Raw genomic sequence first — 22779 nt, forward strand, 5'->3', positions numbered from 1 at the left:
ATTGTCGCAAATATGAAGACAAAAAATGCAAGGTGCTGACTTTCATGTGAACGCTGTGGGTCTAGCGAAGTGCGACTTGCCGCTTTAGATTGTATGTCGAAGTCAACTATTGAAACAGGACTGGATGATTCGGATGCCTGCAGCGTTTAATCGCAGACACGTTATTTCTCTTGCCGGAGCGGCGGCTGCCGGTCTGGCTTTTGCCGGTGGCGCGAATGCGCAGCAGCGTAGTCCGGAAGGCACAGTCGATGCAGCCAAGATTGCCGAACCCGGCAAGCTCAAGGACATGGTCTACGGCAAGGCGGACGCACCGGTCACCATCGTGGAATATGCATCGCTGACCTGCCCGCATTGCGCCGATTTCACCATCAACACCTTTCCGAAAATCAAGGAAAAATATATCGATACGGGCAAGGCACGGCTCATCTTCCGTGAGTTCCCGTTCGATCCGCGCGCGACTGCCGCTTTCATGCTGGCGCGCTGCGCACCGGAAGACCGGTACTTCCCGATGGTCGACGTTTTCTTCAAGCAGCAGCAGCAATGGGCGACAGCCGAAGACGGCGAAGCCGCTCTCCTGCAAATTGCAAAACTTGCCGGTTTTACACAGGAGTCGTTCAAGGCTTGCTTGACGAACCAGCAACTTCTCGATGATGTGAGAGCCACGATGGAGCGTGGATCGAAGGATTTCGGTGTGAATGCAACGCCGACGTTCTTCATTAACGGACAAAAATACGCTGGAGCGCTTTCGGTTGACGAAATGTCGGCAATCATCGACAAGCTTCTCTGATCCGTTTTTCAGATCGAAAAGCGGGCGCTCCCTTGCGCCCGCTTTTTGCGTTTCTGGGACGATAGCGGGAGGCGTTTGCTGATGCGCTTCTCCAAGCTTCGTCTTGTCGGCTTCAAATCCTTCGTCGAGCCCATGGAGTTTGTCATCGAAGGCGGGCTGACCGGTGTTGTCGGTCCGAACGGTTGCGGCAAATCCAATCTGGTCGAAGCGCTGCGCTGGGTGATGGGCGAAAACTCATACAAGAACATGCGCGCTTCCGGCATGGACGATGTGATCTTCTCGGGCTCCGCCACGCGGCCCGCGCGCAATACGGCGGAGGTCACGCTTTTCCTCGACAATTCGGACCGCAGCGCGCCGGCAAGCTATAATGATGCGGATGAGTTGCAGGTTTCCCGCCGCATCGAACGCGAATCCGGCTCGGTTTACCGCATCAACGGCAAGGAAGCGCGCGCCAAGGATGTGCAGCTTCTCTTCGCGGACCAGTCGACAGGTGCTCGTTCGCCGTCGATGGTCGGGCAGGGCCGTATCGGTGAGCTGATTCAGGCAAAGCCGCAGGCCCGTCGCGCGCTTCTCGAAGAAGCCGCTGGCATCTCAGGGCTGCATACGCGCCGCCATGAGGCCGAACTGCGCCTTCGTGCCGCCGAAACCAATCTGGAACGCCTGGATGACGTGGTGGGCGAACTGGGGAGCCAGATCGAAAGCCTGAAGCGTCAGGCCCGTCAGGCAAATCGCTTCAAGGCCCTGTCCGCAGATATCCGCCGGGCGGAAGCCGCACTCCTGCATCTGCGCTGGTCACAGGCAAAGATGCAGGAAGGCGAGGCGCAAAGCGCACTGGCGCAGGCGACTTCCGCCGTTGGCGACATGGCGCAGGCGCAGATGAACGCTGCAAAGGCACAGGCAGTTGGCGCGCACAAGCTGCCCGAACTGCGTGAAGCGGAGGCCAAGGCCGCGGCTGCGTTGCAGCGCCTCTCCATTGCCCGGACCCAGCTGGACGAGGAAGGCGAGCGTCTTCGTGCTCGCCGGGCAGAATTGATAAAGCGCCTCGAGCAGCTTTCCGCCGATATAGCGCGCGAAGAAGAAATGATGCGCGAGAACGCCGATATTCTGGCGCGGCTCGATGAGGAGGAGCAGGAACTGATCGCTTCTGCCGAGGAATCCGGCAAACGCGATCAGGAATTGCATGCGTTGTTCCAGGAAGCGGAAATTCGCTTGCAGGACAGCGAGAATGCATTGTCCCGCGTGACGGCTGAGCGTGCCGAAGCGGCTGCGGAACGTGTGCAGATCGAGCGGGCCCTGAGGGAAACCCGTGACCGTCGCGACCGCCTGGCCGTTCAGATGGAGGCGATCGAGCGCGACATAGCTTCGGTTGCGGAGCAGATCGGCGGCTTGTTCGATCCGGCGGAAAAGCGCATCGTGGTCGACCGTTGCGCGGAAGCGCTGGCCACTGCGGAAGAAATGGTCGCCAGCGCGGAAGAGCTTGTCGCTAACGCACGTGAGGCGGAAGCCGCCAGCCGTCAGCCTTTGAGCGAAGCCCGCACTGAACTGAACCGTATCGAAACGGAAGCGCAGACGCTGGCCCGCATTCTGAATGCCGGTGAAACGGGGCAGTTCCCGCCAGTGGTGGAAGAACTACGCGTTGAGAAGGGTTATGAAGTCGCACTCGGCGCAGCGCTTGGCGAAGATCTTGATGCGGCCAGCGATGAACACGCGCCGGTCTATTGGGCTTACAATCCTGCAACCGATGCCGATCCCGCTTTGCCGGAGGGTGTGATGCCGCTTGATCGGCTGGTGGAAGGGCCGCAGCAATTGCGCCGCAGGCTGGCACAGGTTGGCGTTGTTTCGGATAGCGATGGCAAACGCCTGCAAGCCTTGTTGCAACCGGGCCAGCGGCTGGTGAGCAAGGCGGGTGCGCTCTGGCGTTGGGACGGTTATACGGCGAGCGCTGATGCGCCGACACCCGCGGCCCAGCGGCTGGCGCAAAAAAACCGGCTGGCGGAACTCGAACAGGAAGCGGTTGCAGCCCGCAAGCGTGCCGAGCAGGCCGAACAGGACGTGCAGCGCACCGAGGCGGGTCTTCGCGAGGCCATTGAGCAGGAGCGTGTCGCCCGCGATCAATGGCGCGCAAACCAGCGCAAACTCGATGAAGCGCGCGAAGCCCTGGCTGCCGCCGAACGCGCCGCAGGTCAGCTTGCGACACGCCGTGCGGGTCTGGAAGACAGCAAGGCGCATCTCACTGAAAATCTCGAAGAAGCGCAGATGCGCGTCGCGGAAGCCGAAGATCGGCTTGGCGAAATGCCGGATATCGATGCGATTGGCGAACGGCTCGCCGCATTGAGCAGCGAGGTCATGGCGGATCGCGCGGCGCTGGCTGAGGCGCGTGCTGCCTATGAAGGGCTGCGTCGCGAGGCCGATGCCCGCAAGCGGCGGCTGGAAATGATTGCGCTGGAGCGCCGCAACTGGAAATCCCGCGCGGAAAATGCCGGCCGCCATATAGATGCATTGAATGATCGTCGGGCGGAAACGGCGGACGAAGCTGAGGCGCTTGCGGAAGCGCCTGACGAGATCGAGAGCCGTCGCCGGGCGCTGTTGAACGAACTTTCGCAGGCTGATGCCCTTCGCAAGCAGGCGGGCGATATTCTGGCCGAGGCGGAAGCCGCGCAGGCGGAACTCGACAAGACGGCTACCCTTGCCATCCAGCAGCTGGCGGCGAGCCGCGAACAGCGTGCGCGTGCCGAAGAACGGCTTGCGGCGGCTGAAGAGCGGCGCAAGGATGCGGAAGCCCGCATCGCAGAAGCCTTGAACTGTCCTCCGCATGAGGCTATTCGCCAGACAGGCTTGAAGCCGGACGAAGCCTTCCCTGATCCCGATCAGCTGGAACGTCAACTCGAGCGGTTGAAGATCGAGCGAGAGCGGCTTGGCGCAGTCAATCTGCGCGCTGATGAAGAGCAGCAGGAATTGTCCGGACGTCTCGATACCATCGTCTCCGAGCGGGAAGACGTCATTGAGGCGATCAAGAAACTGCGCCAGGCAATCCAGAGCCTCAATCGTGAGGGACGTGAGCGCCTGCTGGCTGCATTTGACGTTGTGAATGTGCAGTTCCAACGCCTGTTCACGCATCTCTTCGGCGGCGGCACGGCAGAACTGCAACTGATCGAAAGTGACGATCCGCTGGAAGCAGGCCTTGAAATTCTCGCCCGCCCGCCCGGCAAGAAGCCGCAGACCATGACGCTGCTTTCCGGCGGTGAACAGGCACTGACGGCCATGGCGCTCATCTTTGCGGTGTTCCTAACCAATCCGGCACCGATCTGCGTGCTTGACGAAGTGGACGCGCCGCTCGATGACCACAATGTCGAGCGCTACTGCAATCTGATGGATGAAATGGCGGCTTCGACCGAAACACGCTTCGTGGTCATCACCCATAACCCGATCACCATGGCGCGCATGAACCGTCTGTTCGGTGTCACCATGGGCGAGCAGGGCGTGAGCCAGCTCGTTTCGGTGGATTTGCAGACGGCGGAACGCCTGCGCGAAGCGAGCTAAAGCATGTCTCCCGAAAGTGGGCACCGGTTTCGGGTTAAAGACATGCGATAAAACAAACAGATGGAGCATTTCCAATGGTTCATGAAAAACAGGAAATGCTCTAGATTTTCTCCAGCAAAGGCGGTTAACCAGTTTTCGCCGGAAAGAGTTCAAAAGGCCAATAGAGCAGTTGAGCGGGGTCAGTTTGAGTGAACCCGCTTGCCCATTTTCAATGCTGATTACAGCCGTTCCAATCAAGATTGGAGCATTGGGGCCGCTGTAACTCTTTGTTTTTACGCATCAGCCTGTGCAGCGAAGCGGGGCCTGGAATCAATCCAGTGGACTGATTTCCCCGCACTTCGCACTTTTGCTGCAAATGCTCTAACGTGCCTTGTAGCTCACGCTCATTTTTGCATCTGACAGTGCGCGGGGGGCGAGCTTTTCGGGAGACAAATCGCTCAGACCGATTGGAAGAGGTGTTTCAAAGCTCAAATCTAGTGCGAAATAGCCAGTCGGATTAGGCATGTCCTGGATGAAGCGCAGCAATGCCTTTTTCGATTCTGCATCAATCTGGCTGTCGGGCATCGCCTGTACTGCCGCACTTGCCACAGTGATGTACTGAGCGATTGCCGTTTCCGGATCTGCATCATCGTTTGACCAAGCGCGGAAGACCACGTTGGCGAGAGAGGGCACAATCAGGCTCTCCCATATTCCCTGATTATCAAGACGCAGGTGCAAACGGGAAAGGGTCGCTGTCGGATTTGCCGCCAGTTGACCGATGGATGATTCGGTCGGCAGGTTGAATTCACCTGAAATGGCGACCTTGCCCAGCCTGACATTGCTCATCTCGGCATTCTGGATGTGCAGATAGCCGTCTTTCGGATCGAAACGGTAGGAAGCTGTAAAGTCAGACGGCGTTTGCTGAACAGAACTTATGAACTTGGTCAGTTTATCATCGATCTTGAGGGACAGCCGCACACCGTCAATGGCCAGACGCGCCCATTGCGGTGGGCTTGAAGCCATATCCGGCGTGTCGGACATAAAGTCACGAAGCCGGTCGCCTTCAATCTCTAACCGGTCAAACGCCCAACTCATCAGATCGCCGGAGCTGAACAATGCGTTTGAGATCACACAACCATCATGGCTATCCCGAACAGCAAATCCTTTGCCTTTCTCGACAATGCTCATGCCTTTCAAGAATTCCGCACAGCGGCTGAGCGGCGCATCTTCTTTCAAAGGGGGCGTGGTTTCAGAAAAGGCGGGGGCCGCAATAAAGGACAATAGGATAGAGGGCAGAATGAAACGCATTTTACCAATTTCTGTCAGTGTGAATCATATTGAACGCGCTTCATCATTGTCATGGAACCAACCCTGTCAACCTTGCTGGCATCGCTCCTTGGCAGGCTACTTGTCGCTCCAGACCGCAAGTTCGTTGCCAGCAGGGTCGGTGAAATGAAAGCGACGTCCGCCCGGGAAGGCAAAAATGGGTTTCACAATCGTTCCACCCGCTTCTGTCACGGAAGCCAGCGTTTCTTCCAGCCTTGTGGCATAGAGGACGGGCAATGGCTTCGCGGTGGCCTCTCTGTCGGCATCAAAACCGCCGTCCAATCCTTCTGAAAAGGCGGAATAGGTTGGGCCGTAATCGACAAAAGACCAGCCGAAAGCGCGCGCGTAGAAGCTCTTGGTCGCATCGAGCGATCCGTTTCCAGCCGGCATTTCGAGATAGTCGAGCTTTCCTGTGATACGCATTGCATTTGTCCATAATGTTCATTTTTTGTTCCAATTTGACCGAAAGCTGCGCGTTTTGTCAAGGCGCAGGAGCAAGACTAAATTTTTGGTTCCGTCTAGACAGGGCTTATAAAAGCGTTTTGCCGGCATAGTGCAAGCCAACGCGCGTTGATGCTGCCTGTTGTCTCGGCCAGTTCCATCAGCTCGAAGAAACTTTGATTAGCTGTTGATAGCTGTGCACGAACCGCAATTGCTAGTCAAAACTGGGTTTTCCGCGAGCGGTATTGAACCGGGGTACAATCTGGATTCCGCGCGATTAGATTTGCGAGTGTGCTCTCTGCTTGTCTGTTGATACATAAAGAAACTCTGATTGAAGTAACTGTATGAATATCGCCATGTTTGCGTATTTGGATGGTTTGTAAGTTCAATCAGTAGTGCTCAGAAGTGGCCGCATTGCCAGAAAGAACGCTACCATTTGACTATATAGAATATATATAGTCTAATCGCGTCAATGGTCAACGTTGGTGACGTTTCCTATGAGATTTTCTTCGGACTTTGTCTGGGTGGAGCCCACTCGCTGGCGTTGTCATGTGAACAGGAGAACGTTGTGGCAATCATGTTCATGCGAGCACAGATGATCGGCAGGGGAGCGGGACGCAACATCATCTCGGCTGCCGCCTATCGGCACCGCACCCGGATGAGAGACGAACAGACCGGAACATTGTTTAGCTATCGCGGCGGCGACGATGATTTGGTCCATGAAGAACTGGCGCTGCCGGAAGATATTCCAGCGTGGCTGCAGACTGCTATCGAGGGGAAAACGGTGGCTGCGGCAAGCGAGACACTGTGGAATGCTGTCGATGCATTTGATACGCGGGTGGATGCACAACTCGCCCGTGAGTTGATCATCGCGCTGCCGGAGGAACTGAGGCGGGTGGAGAATATCGGTTTGGTTCAGGAGTTCATCCGGGACAATCTGACTTCGAAGGGTATGATCGCTGACTGGGTCTATCACGATAAGGGCGGCAATCCTCATATCCACCTGATGACCGCATTGAGGCCGCTGACGGAAGAAGGGTTTGGTCCCAAATATATGCCGGTTCGCCGACCCGACGGGAAGCCACTACGTGAGGTAAAATCAAATCGCCATAACGGGGATATTGTTTATACGTGTTGGGCCGGCAACAGGGAGACAATGAAGGCGTGGAAGATCGCCTGGGCGCAAACAGCCAGCCGTTATCTGGCACTTGCTGGCCGTGACATCCGCCTTGACGGTCGTTCCCATGCCGAACAGGGACTTGACGGGATTGCCCAGAGGCATCTGGGACCCGGAAAGTCGGCGATGATGCGCAAGGGCGTCGAGATGTATTTTGCACCTGCCGATCTGGCGCGCCGACGCAAAATGACCGCCCGGCTGCTTGCCGATCCAGAGCCTCTCCTCAGACAGCTTGGCAATGAGCGCTCCACCTTTGACGAGAAGGATATCGCAAGGGTCATCCACCGCTATGTCGATGATCCGGCAGACTTTGCCAATATCCGTGCACGACTGATGGCCTCTCCCGATCTGGTGCTCCTCAACCCGCAGCAGGCCGGCCCGATGACTGGCTCGATGACTGGTCGTGTGAATGGCCGGGTGACTGGCGAGACAAGGGAACCGGCAATCTTCACCACCCGAAAGATCCTGCGCACCGAACATGACATGATGCGTTCAGCCGATATCCTGTCTGGGAGGAAGGGTTTCGGGATTTCGGACGCTGGGCGCGCAGGCGCAGTGCGTTTCGTCGAAGCGGACAATCCACTGAAGCCGTTCAGGCTGGATCCCGGGCAGATTGAAGCCATTCAGCATGTAACGGGCGACAGCGGTATCGCTGCTGTCGTCGGTCTTGCCGGTACGGGCAAGTCGACATTGCTTGCAGCTGCGCGCCTTGCCTGGGAAAGCGGACATCATCGCGTCCTGGGCGCGGCACTTTCCGGCAAGGCTGCCGAGGGGCTGGAGGAGAGTTCCGGTATCAGGTCGCGAACGCTTGCCGCGTGGGAGCATGCCTGGAATAACGGGCGCGATCAGCTGATGCGCGGTGACATCCTCGTCATCGACGAGGCAGGCATGGTCTCCTCGTTGCAAATGGCACGTGTGCTGGATGCCGCAGAAAAGGCTGGCGCAAAGGTTGTTCTGGTCGGCGATGCCATGCAGCTTCAGCCGATCGGGGCCGGTGCGGCTTTCCGGGCAATATCGGAGCGGATCGGTTCCGCCGAACTTGCCGGTGTGCGCCGGCAACAGGATCAATGGGCACGCGATGCCTCAAAACTGTTTGCTCGCGGGAGGACCGGGGCGGGGCTGGAAATTTACGCCAGACGCGGGCATCTGGTCGAGGCGGAAACCCGGGATGCACTGATCGGGCGTCTGGTCAGGGACTGGACGGATGCACGGCGGAAACTGATCACGCCATCACAGCCGGGACGAGGCGTGCAGCCCGGGACGGGGATTGCAGCATCAAATGGTGGTGGCCAGTTGCGGGGTGATGCGTTGCTGGTGCTGGCGCACACCAACAGGGATGTCCACAGGCTGAATGAAGCCTTGCGCAAGGTGATGCGGGAAGAGGGAGCGCTCGATGGCGCGCGCAGCTTCCGGACAGAGCGGGGCATGCGGGAGTTTGCGGCAGGCGACCGGATCATCTTTCTCGAGAACGCCCGTTTCCTCGAGCCGCGTGCAAGAGGAAACAGTCCGCAATATGTCAGGAACGGCATGTTCGGCACGGTGGTCTCCACCGGCAACGCGCTCCGCGCGCCGCTTCTTTCTGTCCGGCTCGACAGCGGCGGCGAGATTGTTCTCAGTGAGGACAGTTATCGCAACATCGATCACGGCTATGCCGTGACCATCCACAAGTCCCAGGGCGCGACTGTCGACCGGACCCTTGTGCTTGCCAGCGGCATGATGGACAGGCATCTGACCTATGTGTCCATGACCCGTCATCGTCACAGGGCTGATCTTTATGCTGCACGCGAGGACTTCAGGCCCCGACGAGAGGACAAGGCCCCTGTTGACCATGCGAAGGGTATTACCGGCGAACTGGTCGAAACCGGGGTGACAAAATTCCGGCCCGGGGATGAGGGTACGAATGATACGCCCTATGCTGATCTGAAGGTTGAGGGCGGGAAGATCCATCGCTTCCGGGGTGTCGGTCTGCCGGCAGTCCTGTCGGCTGCGGGAGCTTCCAGATGTGATACGGTCACGCTTCGCAAGGATGGCGTGGAGACCGTGAAGGTAAAAATTGCAGTTCCTGATGCGAAAGGCGGTGAAAGGCGCTTTGAGGAGCGCACGGTCGAACGCAATGTCTGGACGGCGAAGCTGCATGAAGCCACAGATGTCCGCCGCAAAAGCATTGAAGGGGAAAGCCATACATCGGAATTGTTCCGGCAACTGTCCAAACGCCTCGGGCGCTCGGGCGCCAAAACCACGACGCTGGATTTTGCTGGCGAGGCTGGCTACCAGGCACATGTCCAGGACTTTGCCCGCAGGCGTGGCATTGAACTACTTGGCGGGATTGCCGCTGACACAGGGACAGGAGCAAGACGCCAGATGGCGTGGCTGGCGCAAAAGCGCCAGCAGGTGGCAAATCTCTGGGAGCGGGCAGGTGCGGCGCTCGGTTTGGCAATCGATCGGGAACGCAGGGTTTCTTATCATGAGAGGCAATCCGGAAGATTCCCCATGCAGAATCCGACAGCCCCGATGTCCCTGGATCGAAATTCTCCGGGTTCGTCCCGGACCCGGCCGACTGACAATATCGGGCAGGGCTCGAAAGCCTGCAACATACCGCCGCTGCTTGCCGCCGTGACAGAGTTTACGACCCCGGTCGAGGTTGAGGCGCGCGAAAGAGCTTCAAAAGCCGCTCTCCATGTTCACAACCGCTCGCTGCTTGCTGAAACAGCAATGCGGATCTGGCGTGAACCTGCCAATGCTGTTGAAACGATCGAGACACTGATCCGGAAAGGCATTGCCGGTGATCGGATTGCGGCAGCCATTGCCAATGATCCTGCGGCCTATGGTGCCCTGCGCGGCTCTGGTCGGCTGAGGGACAGGCTTCTGGCCGTTGGCCGCGAGCGAAAGACAGCACTGGAAGCCGTGCCGGATGTGCAGGCGAGTGTCCGCTCGCTGGGATCGGGCTGGGCCTCAGCCCTGAAGGCTGCAACAACAGCAATCGCCGCAGAGCGTCAGCAGATGGCAACCGCAATTCCCGGGTTGTCAGAAGAAGCCGGCGAAGAACTCCGTCGCATCACAACTGCGATGCAAAAGAAGACCGCGCGGCTTGACGTCCTCGTCGGTTCGCTCGAGCCGCATATTCGTCAGGAGTTTACAAGCGTCAGCCGCGCCCTTGATCTTAGATTCGGGCGCAACGCAATCCTGCGCGGCGACAGTGAAACCATCAGTCGCGTGCCTCCGGCACAACATTCCGTCTTCGAGGGGCTTCAGGACAAGTTGAAGATTTTGCAGCAACTAGTTCGCTTCCAAGAAAGCCAATGCGTCATGACAGAACGCAGGCAACGCAACATCAACCCGGAGCAGATTTTCTCGCGTTAAGTCGAAAGCGAGCCCCGACATCCGAGATTTTCTGTTAAAACGGTTGGGAAGTCTTCTAAGTTTGTCGACAGTTGCAAGATCTCTGGACAAGGCATTATAAATTCCAGAAAGCGAGAGACCAGCTTTGTCAGTCGTTCTCCATTTGATATAAAACCTAAGTTGCTCTCATTTTATCCAGATGTTGAGAACACAGTTGCTCTATTTGGGCGATGAGCAGGTTTGTCTGCTTCAGGAGCCAGAGCAGCGCTTCCTCAGTGATGTCAAAATGCGGCGAATAGCGCGCCTTCACATAAGCTTCGTTGACGATATTGAACCAGGCTTTGTAACGCTGTTGGTCCTGGGGCCAGGCTTTGGCAAGTTCGTTCTGCTGCCCTTCGGACAGTCGACGTAGAAATTTCAGATTGTGCGAGGCAGGTGAGTAATTCGTGGTGACCAGCAGAAAAGTTGAATAGGCTTGCTCGATCGCTTGGTGTAGCAAAAACGCCCCTTCTTTGAACCTGCCTTTCCCAAGATAGAACTCTGCACCTTCCGTAAAACTCTGTGCATGCGGTAGTCGATCATCGAAGTACTCCTTTGCAACCCGATAGGCATCATCGGGATTGGGAGTTCCCGGTTGCGCGAGCGGCTCGGGCTCGAGTTCGTAAAGCACGATGCCTTCCCGACGGATGTCCGTAAAGAAATATCGCCCTTCCTTAATTCGTGTGTTTACCTCCCGGAGCGAGTGCACGATAAAGTTCACAGGTGTTTGTACATCGCGAAGCCGCATCAACCGGTCCTCCGCTTTATGCCAATATGTTTCGAATTCGGCCAATTTTCGGTTGTTGACGATAATCAACAGATCGAAATCTGAACGGTAGCCTTTGCCAGTGTGCGGTTCGTCAACCTGTGTGCCGCGTGCATATGATCCGAACAGAATAATTTTCAGAATCCGACCGCGTTTTTTAAACTCAGCTGAACCTTCTTTGAGTGCGTCGTCGAACTCCTCAAAAAGAATCTCTAAAACACGCTGCAACTCGTGCTGCTTGACGTGGGGCAGGTGATCGATACGGTCTTTCATTAGCACGGGGTGCACCTGTCAGTTTGAAATTCGGACGAACGATTTGCGTGTCGGTACAAGATGCAAAATTCAATGAGGGGGATCAACTAAACGATTGCAAAGTTTTGACAAAGATCCCTTCATAAACTATCTGGTCAACGCTCGTCTGTTTCCAGCTACTGATATGAATAGGCGCTAATTTTGAACTCCGTTAACAATTACTTTTTTCCAGCACTAGTGAGATGAGAATCTTTGCCGGTGGGAAAAGAGTTGGCTTCTTGATGGATGGCTCTCGTAGGTGCCGTTTTTTGCTGCCTGCAAGCATTTTCGGATCACTCGGTGAACGGGATTGCTCCTTTCAATCTTCGTTACATTGAGCGTTTTAGCTTTGATTTGCATTGCCTTGGTCCCAGTGCACGTGATCAGTAATGCCAATCCGTTGTGTTCTTCTACTGGCTAAGTCCGCCTCAAATCGATTCTATTGTCGCGGCTCATCTTTTTTGGTTGGCAGTAGCCTTACGGATCGCATAAGCAACGGGAAGCAGGTTCTGGGAGTGCTTGCAATTGTTGCAAGCCGTTTATGAGCCGATCCTGCATCAAGGAGGCCATGATGGCGAAGTGGGTGTACACGTTCGGCGACGGCAAGGCAGAAGGCGCGGCAAGCGACCGTAATCTTCTCGGCGGCAAGGGAGCGAACCTGGCAGAAATGAGCAGCCTTGGTCTGCCAGTGCCTCCTGGCTTTACCATTACGACCGAAGTCTGCACCTATTATTACGATCACGACCGGTCCTATCCATCCGAATTGAACGACCAGGTTCAGGCGGCGCTTGCCCATATCGCGAAGGTGACGGGGCGCAATTTCGGCGATGCCGAAAAGCCGCTTCTGGTGTCAGTGCGCTCCGGCGCCCGGGCTTCCATGCCGGGCATGATGGATACAGTGCTCAACCTTGGTCTTAACGACGAGACCGTGCAGGCCATTGCCCGCGAGGCGCGCGATGAGCGCTTTGCCTATGACAGCTACCGCCGTTTCATCCAGATGTATTCCGATGTCGTGCTGGGTGTCGACCACGGCTTTTTTGAAGAAATTCTCGAAGACAAGAAGGCCGATCTCGGTGTCGATGTCGATACGGCCCTGACGGCAGAAGACTGGAAGGATGTCATCGGTTCCTACAAGGCGAAGGTCGAGGAGGAACTCGGACAGCCTTTCCCGCAGGACCCGCGAGAACAACTTTGGGGCGCCATCGGCGCCGTCTTCTCGAGCTGGATGAATGCGCGCGCCATCACCTACCGGCGCCTGCATAACATTCCGGCGGCTTGGGGCACGGCGGTCAATGTGCAGGCCATGGTGTTCGGCAATATGGGCGAAACCTCTGCCACCGGCGTTGCGTTCACACGCAATCCTTCGACGGGCGAAAAGAAGCTTTACGGCGAGTTCCTCGTCAATGCGCAGGGTGAAGATGTGGTGGCCGGTATCCGCACGCCACAGAATATCACCGAAGAAGCGCGAATTGCTGCCGGTTCCGACAAGCCATCGCTTGAAAAGGTGATGCCAGAAGCCTTTGCCGAATTCCTCAAGGTCGCCGATCGGCTGGAACAGCATTATCGCGACATGCAGGATCTCGAATTCACCATCGAGCGCGGCAAATTGTGGATGCTCCAGACCCGCTCGGGCAAGCGCACCGCAAAGGCTGCGTTGAAAATGGCCGTGGAAATGGCAGGCGAAGGCCTTATCACGCAGGAAGAAGCGGTTCTGCGTGTCGATCCGGCAGCGCTCGACCAGCTTCTGCACCCGACCATCGACCCGCGCGCCGAGCGTCAGGTGATCGGTCAGGGACTGCCGGCATCGCCGGGGGCCGCGACGGGTGAAATCGTCTTCTCGTCGGAAGACGCCGAACAGGCAAAATCGGAAGGCCGCAAGGTCATTCTCGTTCGCATCGAAACCAGCCCGGAAGACATTCACGGCATGCATGCGGCGGAAGGCATTCTGACGACGCGCGGCGGCATGACCAGCCACGCGGCGGTTGTTGCTCGCGGCATGGGCAAGCCATGTGTTTCGGGTGCCGGGTCGCTTCGCGTGGATTATCGCAACGGCGTCATGCTTGCGGCGGGCCAGAGCTTCAAGAAGGGCGATGTGGTTACCGTCGATGGCGGCACCGGGCAGGTTCTCAAAGGTGCGGTCGCCATGTTGCAGCCGGAGCTTTCCGGAGATTTCGGCAAGCTGATGGAATGGGCTGACCGCACCCGCCGGATGAAAATTCGCGCCAATGCCGAGACACCGGCAGATGCCCGCACGGCGCGTTCCTTCGGCGCGGAGGGTATCGGGCTGTGCCGCACCGAGCACATGTTCTTCGAGGGAAGCCGCATCGTCGCCATGCGTGAGATGATTTTGGCTGACAATGAAGAAGGGCGGCGCGTAGCGCTGGCCAAGCTTCTGCCGATGCAGCGTTCGGACTTTGTCGAGCTTTTCGAGATCATGAAGGGCCTGCCTGTCACGATCCGCCTGCTCGACCCGCCATTGCACGAGTTCCTGCCGCATACGGATGAGGAAGTGGCAGAAGTTGCGCGGTCGATGGGCGTGGATAGCGCAAAGCTTCGCGAACGCGCCGACAGTCTGCATGAGTTTAACCCGATGCTGGGTCATCGCGGCTGCCGTCTGGCTGTATCCTACCCTGAAATCGCGGAAATGCAGGCGCGGGCGATTTTTGAAGCAGCCGTTGAGGCTGGCAAGAAAACGGGCGAGCCTGTCGTGCCGGAAGTGATGGTGCCGCTGGTCGGATTGAAAGCCGAGCTTGATTTCGTCAAGGCGCGCATCGATGCTGTTGCCCAGGATGTCATGAGCGAGGCGGGCATCAAGATCGACTATATGGTCGGCACGATGATCGAACTGCCGCGTGCCGCCCTGCGCGCAGCCGAAATCGCCGAAACCGCCGAGTTCTTTTCGTTCGGCACCAACGATTTGACGCAGACCACATTCGGCATTTCGCGCGACGATGCTTCATCCTTCCTGACGTCCTATCAGCAACGTGGCGTGATCGAACAGGATCCGTTCGTGTCGCTCGATCTGGAAGGCGTCGGTGAACTGGTCGAAATTGCTGCCGAGCGCGGACGAAAAACCCGCAACAATATCAAGCTCGGTATCTGCGGCGAGCATGGCGGCGATCCGGCGTCGATTGCCTTCTGCGAAAAGACAGGTCTCGACTATGTGTCCTGTTCGCCGTTCCGGGTGCCGATTGCCCGTCTTGCGGCTGCGCAGTCGGCTGTGCGCAAGGTTTGACAATACGCCACAATTTGGCTTAGCTGCCGGAGTAATGCCCCGGTGGCCAAGCAATTTTCAGAAAACGTAATCATGTTTCGTTGTATCGCCGCGGCTGGAGCCGCCATCCTCATCGCGACCAGCATGGCCAGCGCCTATGATATCTCGCCGCAGGAGCGCGTGCAGAACAAGGCCCGCCACGACACGATCAGGGTTGTCGAACCGCAATTGCATATTGCGCGCGGCGGTGCCGCGTCACCGCAGGTGGCGTTGACGCTTGATGCCTGCATGGGCAAGACCGACCACCGTATACTCGACATGCTGGTTCAGAACCGGATTCCGGCAACGATCTTCGTGACGGGCCGATGGATAAAACAGAACCCTGCCGCCGTGGCGGTTCTCAAAGCCAATGCCGATCTTTTCGATATCGAAAATCATGGTGCGATGCATATTCCGGCCATCACCAATGAGCCCAGGATGTACGGGATCAAGACGGCGGGCTCGCTTGAGGCGGTCCAACTGGAGATCGACGCCGGTGCGACGGCAATCACGGATGCAGGAATGTCGAAGCCCGTCTGGTATCGCGATGCGACGGCCCGTTATTCGACCGATGCCGTCAAGCTGGCGGCAAGCATGGGCTACAAGATCGGCGGTTATTCATTGAATGGCGATCAGGGTGCCTCCCTGATGGCGCCTGCGGTCGAGCGCCGCATCGCCGCCGCCCTGGACGGTGACGTCATCATTTCGCATATCAACCAGCCGTCGCGTTCGGCGGGCGAGGGCGTGGTCAAAGGCGTGCTGGCCCTGAAAGCGAAGGGGATGAAATTCGTGCGTCTCAAGGAGGTCGAGACGACCATGACGCTCAACCCGGTCGCACCGCACAACCTTCACGCGGACGTTCCAAAGCAGGCGGCACCGAAATAGGCTGCATGACTGGCTCAGGCGCCGTTTACTTTTTCCTTCGGGGAAAGACTTTTCATGACGGCTGCATAGTTGCGGCCGAGGCTTTCGAAAACGGCATTCTCGCCGGTCGGCGGCTCGACTGACAATGTTGTGCCGTCATTGCGCAACGTGACGAATATGACCTGGTCCTCCGGTTGCCCGGCGATGGCAATTGCCCCGATACGTTGCGCTTCGCTGGTGTCCAGCGCCGGCATGTTGAACAGAACTTCACCGCCCACACGTTCGGCGGCTTTGGCAAGCGCGGAGTCGAAACCTTCGATCAGGACGTCGATGGCCCCAAGCGCGAACTCCAGTTCGACGGCTTCAAGCGTCATCATATCGTCTGGGGTTGTCCCGTCCGATAACGGGCTGCCATTTTGAAGGGCGCGATCCATTCCGTCCTCTCCGACGATTGCAATATCTGCCCCCATGTGCGCAATCATGCCTTCTGTTAGCGGTTGCTGCAATGCCTTTTTATTTGATTTACCTAGCTTTTTTTCACTTATTCTTAAAGCTGGTGATCTTTGCAGGCTAAGAACGCATCCCGAAAAGTGCAAAACTGTTTTCGGATATGATGCGCGTTGAACAAACAATTGCAGTCCTGATGAGCCGTAATCTGATTGAACTGCGCCCGGGGAGGGTGCTGCCCCTAATGCGATTTGCCTTGTCTATCAAGCACGCTAAACGTGTATTAGCTGTTGATTTCATAGATCGCTAAACATTGGGCCCGGTAGGTTTTGATCGCGGTCAATGCTCTTTCATCCCGAATCTTCGACGTTCTCCTCATCACAAGGGAATTGGTGTCGGAGGGCACATGAAACTGATCTGGAAAGCGGCGGTCGGCGGCGCGGGTGCGCTAGCCGCAGCCTGGCTCTTTGCGCTTTCAACGCCCCATTGGCTGACGGCCCGACAGGAAAGCGCCGTCGATGTCACCGACAAGGCTTTGATCCAAAAGGGCGAGTATGTTGCTCATGCGGGCGATTGCGCTGCCTGCCATACGGCACCGGGGGGCAAGGCTTTTGCGGGCGGGCTCGGCATGCAGACGCCGCTTGGCACGATTTACTCCACCAACATCACGCCGGACAGCAAAACCGGTATCGGCAGCTATAGCTATGCCGATTTCGAGCGTGCGGTGCGGCAAGGGGTGCGGCGGGATAATGTCCATCTTTATCCCGCAATGCCGTTCGTCTCCTATACGGTGGTGAATGATGAGGACATGAAAGCGCTTTATGCTTTCTTCATGTCGAAGGTGCAGTCGGTCCAGCAGGATAACCAGCCCAGCACCTTGCCATGGCCGACCAACATGCGCTGGCCGCTCGCCTACTGGCAGCTTTTCTTTGGAAACTCGCGTCCGTTCGAAATTGCGGCCGATACCGATCCCGTGATCGCCCGCGGCGCCTATCTGGTCGAAGGGCTTGGCCATTGCGGAGCGTGTCATACGCCACGGGGTCTCGCCTATGAAGAAAAAGCGGTGAAAAACGATCCGAAAGGCAAGTTCCTCTCCGGTTCGGTTCTGGAAGGCTGGTATGCGAAAAACCTGCGCGATCAGGATACCGGTCTCTCGACATGGGCCGAAGACGAGATTGTCACCTTCCTCAAGACCGGACGTACCGATCGCACCGCGGCATTCGGCTCGATGGCCGATGTCGTGCAGCATTCGACCCAGCATCTTGCGGAAGACGATTTGCGGGCGATTGCCCGCTACCTGAAATCGCTGGCGCCAAGCGAAGGTCGTGCACGCGAATGGCAGCCGAAGGAAGACGTGACGACGGCTGCTCTCAAGGCGGGAGACTTCACTGCGCCGGGTGCCCTGTCCTATGTCGAGCAATGTTCGGTCTGTCATCGCATGGACGGTAAGGGCGCGCCGCGCATCTATCCCGCACTTGCCGGCAACTCGATCGTCTTTGCCGACGATCCAAGCTCGCTCATTCAGGTCACGCTGACCGGAGGCAGGACGCCGGACACGCCAGCGGACAGGATGGCCTTCACCATGCCGGGCTTTGCCGATCTTCCCAACTGGCAGGTCGCCGAAATCCTGAACTTCATTCGCAATGGCTGGGGCAACCACGGGGCCGCCATAACAGAACAGGACATCGCGCGCATGCGGCGTGAAATCGCTCACAAGCCCGTCCACTATGTTCCGGAGAACAAGCAATGAAAACCAGTACGATTATCGTTCTTGGTGTGGGGTTTGCCGCGGCAGTAACGGGCAGTGCTTTCCTTTTCAATCATCTGCGGCCTTCGCTGGACGCTCCGGCTCCCAAGGCCTATGCGGTACTCGACAAGGACAAGAACCAGGTCGGAACCTATGTCATTCCCCCGGACCGGGACATTCTAAAGCAGCCGAACGCGCCCGAAATCATGCATGGCAAGCGGTTGCTCAACGAAACGGCGCGGCTTCTGCCCGACAATGTCGGCAATGGCCTGAACTGCAACTCCTGCCACATGGGGCAGGGCAAGATGGACAATGTTGCATCCTATATCAACACCAGCAATTTCTATCCCGCCGTCATGCCCCGCGCGGGCAAGGAAGTCGATCTGGTGATGCGCATCAACGGCTGCTTCCAGCGTTCGATGAACGGCAAGCCGCTGCCGCCGGATGGTGCCGATATGAGGGCGATGGTCGCCTATATGGACTGGCTGCGGCAAGACGTGAAGAAGGGCACGAAGGTGGCGATACGCAATGCCGGGCCCATCGATGAAAGCCTTGTTCCCGATCCGGTCAATGGTGCGAGAATCTACGCTGCACAATGCTCCACCTGCCATGGTGCTGACGGAGAAGGCATGAAGGACCAGTCTGGCGATTATATCTTTCCGCCGCTATGGGGCGACGAAAGCTTCAATATCGGGGGCCGGACTGGCCCGCACTTACAAGGCGGCGCAATTCGTCAAATATGCGATGCCGCCTGCCCAGAATTACAATCTGCCCATCGGGCAGGGCGGTGTGCTGACCGATCAGGAAGCTATCGACGTGTCGGAATATTTCACCCACATGCCGCGTCCTGATTTCGCCGGAAAGGTGAAGGACTGGCCGAATACGAAAAAGCCGAAAGACGCGCGCTATTAGAGCATTTCCAGCAAAAGTGCGAAGCGTCTACGCGGGGAAATCAGTTCACTGGACTGATTTCTTAACCCGCTTCGATGCGCAGGATAATGCGGCGAAACAAATAGTTAGGGCGGTTCCGGCAACTCTAGTTTTGACCGGACTCGCTCTAAACGGCGTCACCGAGGAAAAATCCCCCGCCATGCAATGCAGCAGGCGGGGCATCTGAATTTCCGCGTTGAGGTTTTGCCGAGCGAAAATCTCTCTGCTATTCATATTGCCTGAAAACACAGAGACAGGGCGCTCCCATGATTCCATTCAACGGGAAGCGGTCTGGGCCTTTTCCGGTTGAGACAGTTTTCCTGGGACTGCTGTCTGGGAGACCATATGAGAAAACTTCGCTACCAGCGGCGTCAGTCGCGCTCTGCGGTATGGTCGCTTCGGCTTGGCATTTTTGCAGTTGTTTTGCTTGCGATGGCATTTCTTCTGCACCGCTTCTGGAAGCTCGAGACGCCCGATCTGGTGCTGCTTGCCGGATTGAGTACCGCGCTCGCGGCACTGGCTCTGCTCTGCGCCGCAAAAGGCTTTCGCAATCTCTGGGTCAATGGCGACAAGGGCGGTGCGCGATCTTTCGGGGGCGGCCTGTTCGCTTTTGCCGTGTTGCTGCCGGTCGGGCTGGTGGCAGCACTGTGGTACACGTCCCCACCGCTCTACGACCTCTCGACCGACTTTGAGACGCCACCGCAATTTCCGCCCGACATGCCGTCACGCCTGCAATGGATGAACCCGCTGACGGTGGCGGTGAGCGGCGATGCGCTGACCCAGTTGACGGCCTATCCCGATGTGGTCGGACGCCGCTATGAAGCCGCCCCGGATCGTATCGCGCAAGGTGTCAGAACGGTTTTCAAGACATTCGGATGGCAGGTGATCGCGCATGATGCTCCCTCGCCGGAGCAGAGTGCAACGCGGTTTGTCGCAACGGCGCACAGTTTCATTCTGGGCCTCAAGAGCGATATCGTGATCCGGCTGCTCGATGAAGGCGAAACCACCTATGTGGATGTGCGTTCGCTGTCGCGTTATGGCAAACGCGACATGGGGCAGAATGCGGCCTTCATCACCGATTTTCTGGGCGCGCTGGAAGGTGAAGTCAACAAGGCTCCAGCCGACGTGGAATGATCAGCCGCGAATATAGATACTGTCGAGCGATGGGTGGTCGTCGGTCTTCACCTCTCCGCGTCCGACCAGATCTTCCAGATGCGCCAGCACGGACAGTGCTGCGGCACCATGCAGTCGCGGATCGGTATCGCGATAGATGGCCTTCACCATGTCGCCGATCGTCCTGTCGCCTTGCAGGACGCGCTCGAAGATGGCCCGTTCGCGCATCTTGCGATGCGCACGCAGGCCGCGAACGAAAGCAGCAGGCTTGGTGACGGCCCCGCCATGGCCCGGCAGATAGACCTTGTCATCGCGTGCCAGCAGTTTTTCCAGCGAGACCATGTAATCGCTCATGGAGCCGTCCGGTGGTGCAACAATGGACGTCGCCCAGGCCATGACATGATCGGCGGAAAAGAGAACGCCGGTATTCTTCAGGCCGAACGCCATGTGATTTGCGGCATGTCCGGGGGTATGAATGCCTTCGAGAGTCCAGCCGTCGCCTTCGATCGTGCCTCCGTCTGCCAGTGCGATATCTGGAATGAAGTCCGTATCGGCGCTTGCTTCGAGCATGTTCACTTCGCCCGCATAATAGGGGCGGGCGGGGCGATGCGCTCCCTCGGCCACGGTGCGCGCGCCAAGGCTTTCCTTCAGCCGCTGCGCGAGAGGCGAGTGGTCGCGGTGGGTATGGCTGACGAAGATGTGGCTGACCGGGCGACCGGCAATGGCGGCGATCAGGGCGTTATAATGCGCGTCATTATCCGGGCCGGGGTCGATGACAGCCAGCGTATCGGTGCCAATGATATAGCTGTTGGTGCCGTGAAAGGTGAAAGCGCTCGGATTATTGACGGTGAGGCGCAAAATGCCTTTACCCAGTTCAACCGGTTCCCCATATTGGGGCGTGAAACTGCTGTCGAAAACAAGCGCCATGGAAGCGGCTTTCCATTCTTCTTTGGTTTGATTGATGAAACGGCATAGGCCTTATATAGTCGGGTTGCAAACGTGAACAGTCACGTGCGCCGAAATCGCGTCAGGGGTCGGTTCCGGGGAGTTTTCATTCCGGTATCTGCCGCCGCGTCAAAAGTGGAGTTGGATATGCCTCATAGAGTAAAGCCTCGCGTCGCCACCGCCTCTCTCTCTGCAGAATACCTGCCCACCAGTCAACTGGCCCGCGCTTTCTGGTTTGTCGGCCTTGCACTGATCGGAACGGCCGTTCTCACGATCTCCGCCAAGATCAAGGTCGATCTGGTCTACGTCAATGTGACGATGCAGACCTTCGCTCTTTTTGCGATTTCGGCTCTTTACGGATCGCGGCTCGCCATGGCGACGGTTGCGCTTTATCTGCTTGAAGGCGTCCTTGGCATGCCTGTCTTCACCGGCACGCCGGAAAAGGGCATCGGCCTTGCCTATATGGTCGGCCCGACGGGCGGCTACCTCCTGTCTTATCTTGCTGCGGCCTGGATCGTCGGACGCGCCGCCGACAAGGGGCTGGCGCGCAATCCCTTCGCCCTCGGCGGTGCTATGCTGCTCGCGGAAGCCGTCATCCTGCTGATGGGCGCTGGCTGGATGGCCTATCTCTTCGGTCTGGAAAAGGCCATTGCCTTCGGCTTCGGCGCATTTATCGTTGGCGACCTTGTGAAGCTGGCGCTCGCTGCGTGCGGCGTGCCTGCGATGATGTCGCTTCTGAAGCGCTGAAATTTACAGTTCTTCGCATGATGAAAGCCGGGCGATTCGCCCGGCTTTTTCTTGTTTCGGTTGAAACTGCTTCGCGATTGACAGAGACCTCTTCAACAAGCTTTGTCGTTATAAGAATCTGTTTTATGTGGAGGATGACTTGCGCGTCGAAACTCTGGTGGTCGAACCGCTGACGAAAGAGGCTTTTGCGCCATTTGGCGATGTGATCGAGACGGAGGGAGCGGAGCTTCGCCTGATCAACAATGGCACAACGGAGCGCTACCATGATCTCGCCCGTGTCGAAGCCGCTGGCAGCGAGGCCCGGGTGCTCGTCAATATTTTCAGGGGACAATCGTTCGAAGCGCCCATCGATATCGTCATGATGGAACGCCATCCGTTCGGTTCGCAGGCATTCATTCCGTTGAACGGCAGACCGTTCCTCGTAGTAGTCGCCGAAGATGCTGGCGGCAAGCCCGCCCGTCCGCGTGTGTTTCTGGCGCGTGGTGACCAGGGCGTCAATTATCTGCGCAATGCGTGGCACCACCCGCTGCTGGCGCTGGAGCAGAAATCCGATTTTCTGGTTGTCGACAGGGCAGGCAAGGAGGACAATCTGCAAGAGTTTTTCTTCTCCGATGCCATCTATTGCATCGAAACGATCAAACCTGCCTGAGCATATTGAGGTAGACTTATGGGTAAACTTTCCACGCATGTTCTCGACACCGCCCATGGCAGCCCCGCAGCCGCCATGCGCATCGAGCTTTATCGGATAGCCGCCAACGGCGCGTCCGAACTCATCAAGCGCACGGTGACCAATCTCGACGGCCGCACGGATGCGCCGCTGCTCTCGGGCGACGAAATGCGGACCGGCACTTATGAATTGCAGTTCCATGTGGCCGAATATTTCGAGGGGCGCGGTGCGGAGCTGGCCAATCCGCCGTTTCTCGATCTTATTCCGATCCGCTTCGCAATTGCGGATGTCGACGGCCATTACCATGTGCCGTTGCTTGTCAGCCCCTGGTCCTACTCCACCTATCGGGGAAGCTGATCGGACTTATCCCCTCCGCCCATG

General features: G+C 57.6%; 16 protein-coding genes. 11 read left to right on the plus strand and 5 right to left on the minus strand.

All coding sequences use genetic code 11. From position 1 onward, the window contains the following. Positions 1-133 precede the first annotated feature (133 nt). A complete protein-coding gene (locus OINT_RS02750; protein WP_025091947.1) occupies positions 134-787 on the plus strand; it encodes a DsbA family protein in 654 nt (217 codons plus the stop codon). A gap of 81 nt (positions 788-868) precedes the next feature. Continuing rightward, on the plus strand, positions 869-4327 hold the full coding sequence (gene smc, locus OINT_RS02755; protein WP_039852328.1) for a chromosome segregation protein SMC: 3459 nt from the start codon (positions 869-871) through the stop codon (positions 4325-4327). Between the two features lie 360 nt (positions 4328-4687). On the opposite strand, the gene OINT_RS02760 is transcribed toward smc, so the two are convergent. Together OINT_RS02760 and OINT_RS02765 are read right to left on the minus strand one after the other, a co-directional pair. Next, a complete protein-coding gene (locus OINT_RS02760; RefSeq protein ID WP_006466265.1) occupies positions 4688-5614 on the minus strand; it encodes a hypothetical protein in 927 nt (308 codons plus the stop codon). Positions 5615-5710: 96 nt separating this feature from the next. Further along, entirely contained in the window at positions 5711-6055 is a 345-nt protein-coding gene (locus tag OINT_RS02765; protein ID WP_006466266.1) for a VOC family protein, read from the minus strand. Between the two features lie 586 nt (positions 6056-6641). On the opposite strand from OINT_RS02765, the gene traA reads away from it, so the two are divergent. Further along, the gene (gene traA, locus OINT_RS02770; protein WP_039852330.1) at positions 6642-10610 is read left to right on the plus strand and encodes a Ti-type conjugative transfer relaxase TraA; all 3969 of its coding nucleotides are present in this window, start codon (positions 6642-6644) and stop codon (positions 10608-10610) included. A 154-nt stretch (positions 10611-10764) separates the two neighbouring features. Here traA and OINT_RS02775 read toward each other — a convergent pair whose 3' ends face one another. Next, entirely contained in the window at positions 10765-11667 is a 903-nt protein-coding gene (locus tag OINT_RS02775) for a nucleotidyltransferase and HEPN domain-containing protein (protein ID WP_025091640.1), read from the minus strand. A 589-nt stretch (positions 11668-12256) separates the two neighbouring features. On the opposite strand from OINT_RS02775, the gene ppdK reads away from it, so the two are divergent. Together ppdK and OINT_RS02785 are read left to right on the plus strand one after the other, a co-directional pair. Then, a complete protein-coding gene (gene ppdK / locus OINT_RS02780; protein WP_025091641.1) occupies positions 12257-14920 on the plus strand; it encodes a pyruvate, phosphate dikinase in 2664 nt (887 codons plus the stop codon). Positions 14921-14992: 72 nt separating this feature from the next. After that, positions 14993-15823 (plus strand): polysaccharide deacetylase family protein, encoded by an 831-nt coding sequence (locus tag OINT_RS02785; RefSeq protein ID WP_039852878.1) that lies wholly within the window; start codon positions 14993-14995, stop codon positions 15821-15823. Positions 15824-15837: 14 nt separating this feature from the next. Here OINT_RS02785 and OINT_RS02790 read toward each other — a convergent pair whose 3' ends face one another. Next, positions 15838-16236: a hypothetical protein gene (locus tag OINT_RS02790; RefSeq protein WP_006473135.1), complete on the minus strand. Its 399-nt coding sequence runs from the start codon at positions 16234-16236 to the stop codon at positions 15838-15840. A 419-nt stretch (positions 16237-16655) separates the two neighbouring features. Here OINT_RS02790 and OINT_RS02795 point away from each other — a divergent pair, with 419 nt between their 5' ends. From OINT_RS02795 to OINT_RS02805, 3 genes are all read left to right on the plus strand, one after another. Then, positions 16656-17999: a c-type cytochrome gene (locus OINT_RS02795; RefSeq protein WP_039852335.1), complete on the plus strand. Its 1344-nt coding sequence runs from the start codon at positions 16656-16658 to the stop codon at positions 17997-17999. Continuing rightward, positions 17996-18847 (plus strand): c-type cytochrome, encoded by an 852-nt coding sequence (locus OINT_RS02800; RefSeq protein WP_006466272.1) that lies wholly within the window; start codon positions 17996-17998, stop codon positions 18845-18847. Before OINT_RS02795 ends, OINT_RS02800 begins: the two co-directional genes overlap by 4 nt. A gap of 424 nt (positions 18848-19271) precedes the next feature. Continuing rightward, positions 19272-20060, plus strand: a complete 789-nt coding sequence (locus OINT_RS02805) for a DUF1499 domain-containing protein (RefSeq protein WP_039852338.1) — start codon at positions 19272-19274, stop codon at positions 20058-20060. Here the strand turns inward: OINT_RS02805 and OINT_RS02810 are convergent, their stop codons facing one another. After that, the gene (locus tag OINT_RS02810) at positions 20061-20966 is read right to left on the minus strand and encodes an MBL fold metallo-hydrolase (protein ID WP_006466274.1); all 906 of its coding nucleotides are present in this window, start codon (positions 20964-20966) and stop codon (positions 20061-20063) included. It lies immediately after the preceding gene. Between the two features lie 165 nt (positions 20967-21131). On the opposite strand from OINT_RS02810, the gene OINT_RS02815 reads away from it, so the two are divergent. The 3 genes from OINT_RS02815 (at position 21132) to uraH (ending at position 22755) form a co-directional block, all read left to right on the plus strand. Beyond that, positions 21132-21731 (plus strand): biotin transporter BioY, encoded by a 600-nt coding sequence (locus OINT_RS02815; RefSeq protein ID WP_039852341.1) that lies wholly within the window; start codon positions 21132-21134, stop codon positions 21729-21731. Between the two features lie 139 nt (positions 21732-21870). After that, the gene (locus OINT_RS02820; RefSeq protein WP_039852344.1) at positions 21871-22380 is read left to right on the plus strand and encodes an ureidoglycolate lyase; all 510 of its coding nucleotides are present in this window, start codon (positions 21871-21873) and stop codon (positions 22378-22380) included. Positions 22381-22398: 18 nt separating this feature from the next. After that, positions 22399-22755 carry a hydroxyisourate hydrolase gene (uraH, locus tag OINT_RS02825; protein WP_006466277.1) on the plus strand — a complete coding sequence of 119 codons (357 nt, stop codon included), beginning with the start codon at positions 22399-22401 and terminating at the stop codon, positions 22753-22755. Positions 22756-22779 lie beyond the last annotated feature (24 nt).

The organism is Brucella intermedia LMG 3301, from assembly GCF_000182645.1.
GTDB lineage: Bacteria > Pseudomonadota > Alphaproteobacteria > Rhizobiales > Rhizobiaceae > Brucella > Brucella intermedia.

What these genes read in the sequence shown, in the direction of transcription:
- OINT_RS02750 (WP_025091947.1), top strand. Translation starts at nt 134, where the DNA reads ATGCCTGCAGCGTTTAATCGCAGACACGTTATTTCTCTTGCCGGAGCG.
- smc (WP_039852328.1), top strand. Translation starts at nt 869, where the DNA reads ATGCGCTTCTCCAAGCTTCGTCTTGTCGGCTTCAAATCCTTCGTCGAG.
- OINT_RS02760 (WP_006466265.1), bottom strand. Translation starts at nt 5,614, where the DNA reads ATGCGTTTCATTCTGCCCTCTATCCTATTGTCCTTTATTGCGGCCCCC.
- OINT_RS02765 (WP_006466266.1), bottom strand. Translation starts at nt 6,055, where the DNA reads ATGCGTATCACAGGAAAGCTCGACTATCTCGAAATGCCGGCTGGAAAC.
- OINT_RS02775 (WP_025091640.1), bottom strand. Translation starts at nt 11,667, where the DNA reads ATGAAAGACCGTATCGATCACCTGCCCCACGTCAAGCAGCACGAGTTG.
- ppdK (WP_025091641.1), top strand. Translation starts at nt 12,257, where the DNA reads ATGGCGAAGTGGGTGTACACGTTCGGCGACGGCAAGGCAGAAGGCGCG.
- OINT_RS02785 (WP_039852878.1), top strand. Translation starts at nt 14,993, where the DNA reads ATGTTTCGTTGTATCGCCGCGGCTGGAGCCGCCATCCTCATCGCGACC.
- OINT_RS02790 (WP_006473135.1), bottom strand. Translation starts at nt 16,236, where the DNA reads ATGGATCGCGCCCTTCAAAATGGCAGCCCGTTATCGGACGGGACAACC.
- OINT_RS02795 (WP_039852335.1), top strand. Translation starts at nt 16,656, where the DNA reads ATGAAACTGATCTGGAAAGCGGCGGTCGGCGGCGCGGGTGCGCTAGCC.
- OINT_RS02800 (WP_006466272.1), top strand. Translation starts at nt 17,996, where the DNA reads ATGAAAACCAGTACGATTATCGTTCTTGGTGTGGGGTTTGCCGCGGCA.
- OINT_RS02805 (WP_039852338.1), top strand. Translation starts at nt 19,272, where the DNA reads ATGAGAAAACTTCGCTACCAGCGGCGTCAGTCGCGCTCTGCGGTATGG.
- OINT_RS02810 (WP_006466274.1), bottom strand. Translation starts at nt 20,966, where the DNA reads ATGGCGCTTGTTTTCGACAGCAGTTTCACGCCCCAATATGGGGAACCG.
- OINT_RS02815 (WP_039852341.1), top strand. Translation starts at nt 21,132, where the DNA reads ATGCCTCATAGAGTAAAGCCTCGCGTCGCCACCGCCTCTCTCTCTGCA.
- uraH (WP_006466277.1), top strand. Translation starts at nt 22,399, where the DNA reads ATGGGTAAACTTTCCACGCATGTTCTCGACACCGCCCATGGCAGCCCC.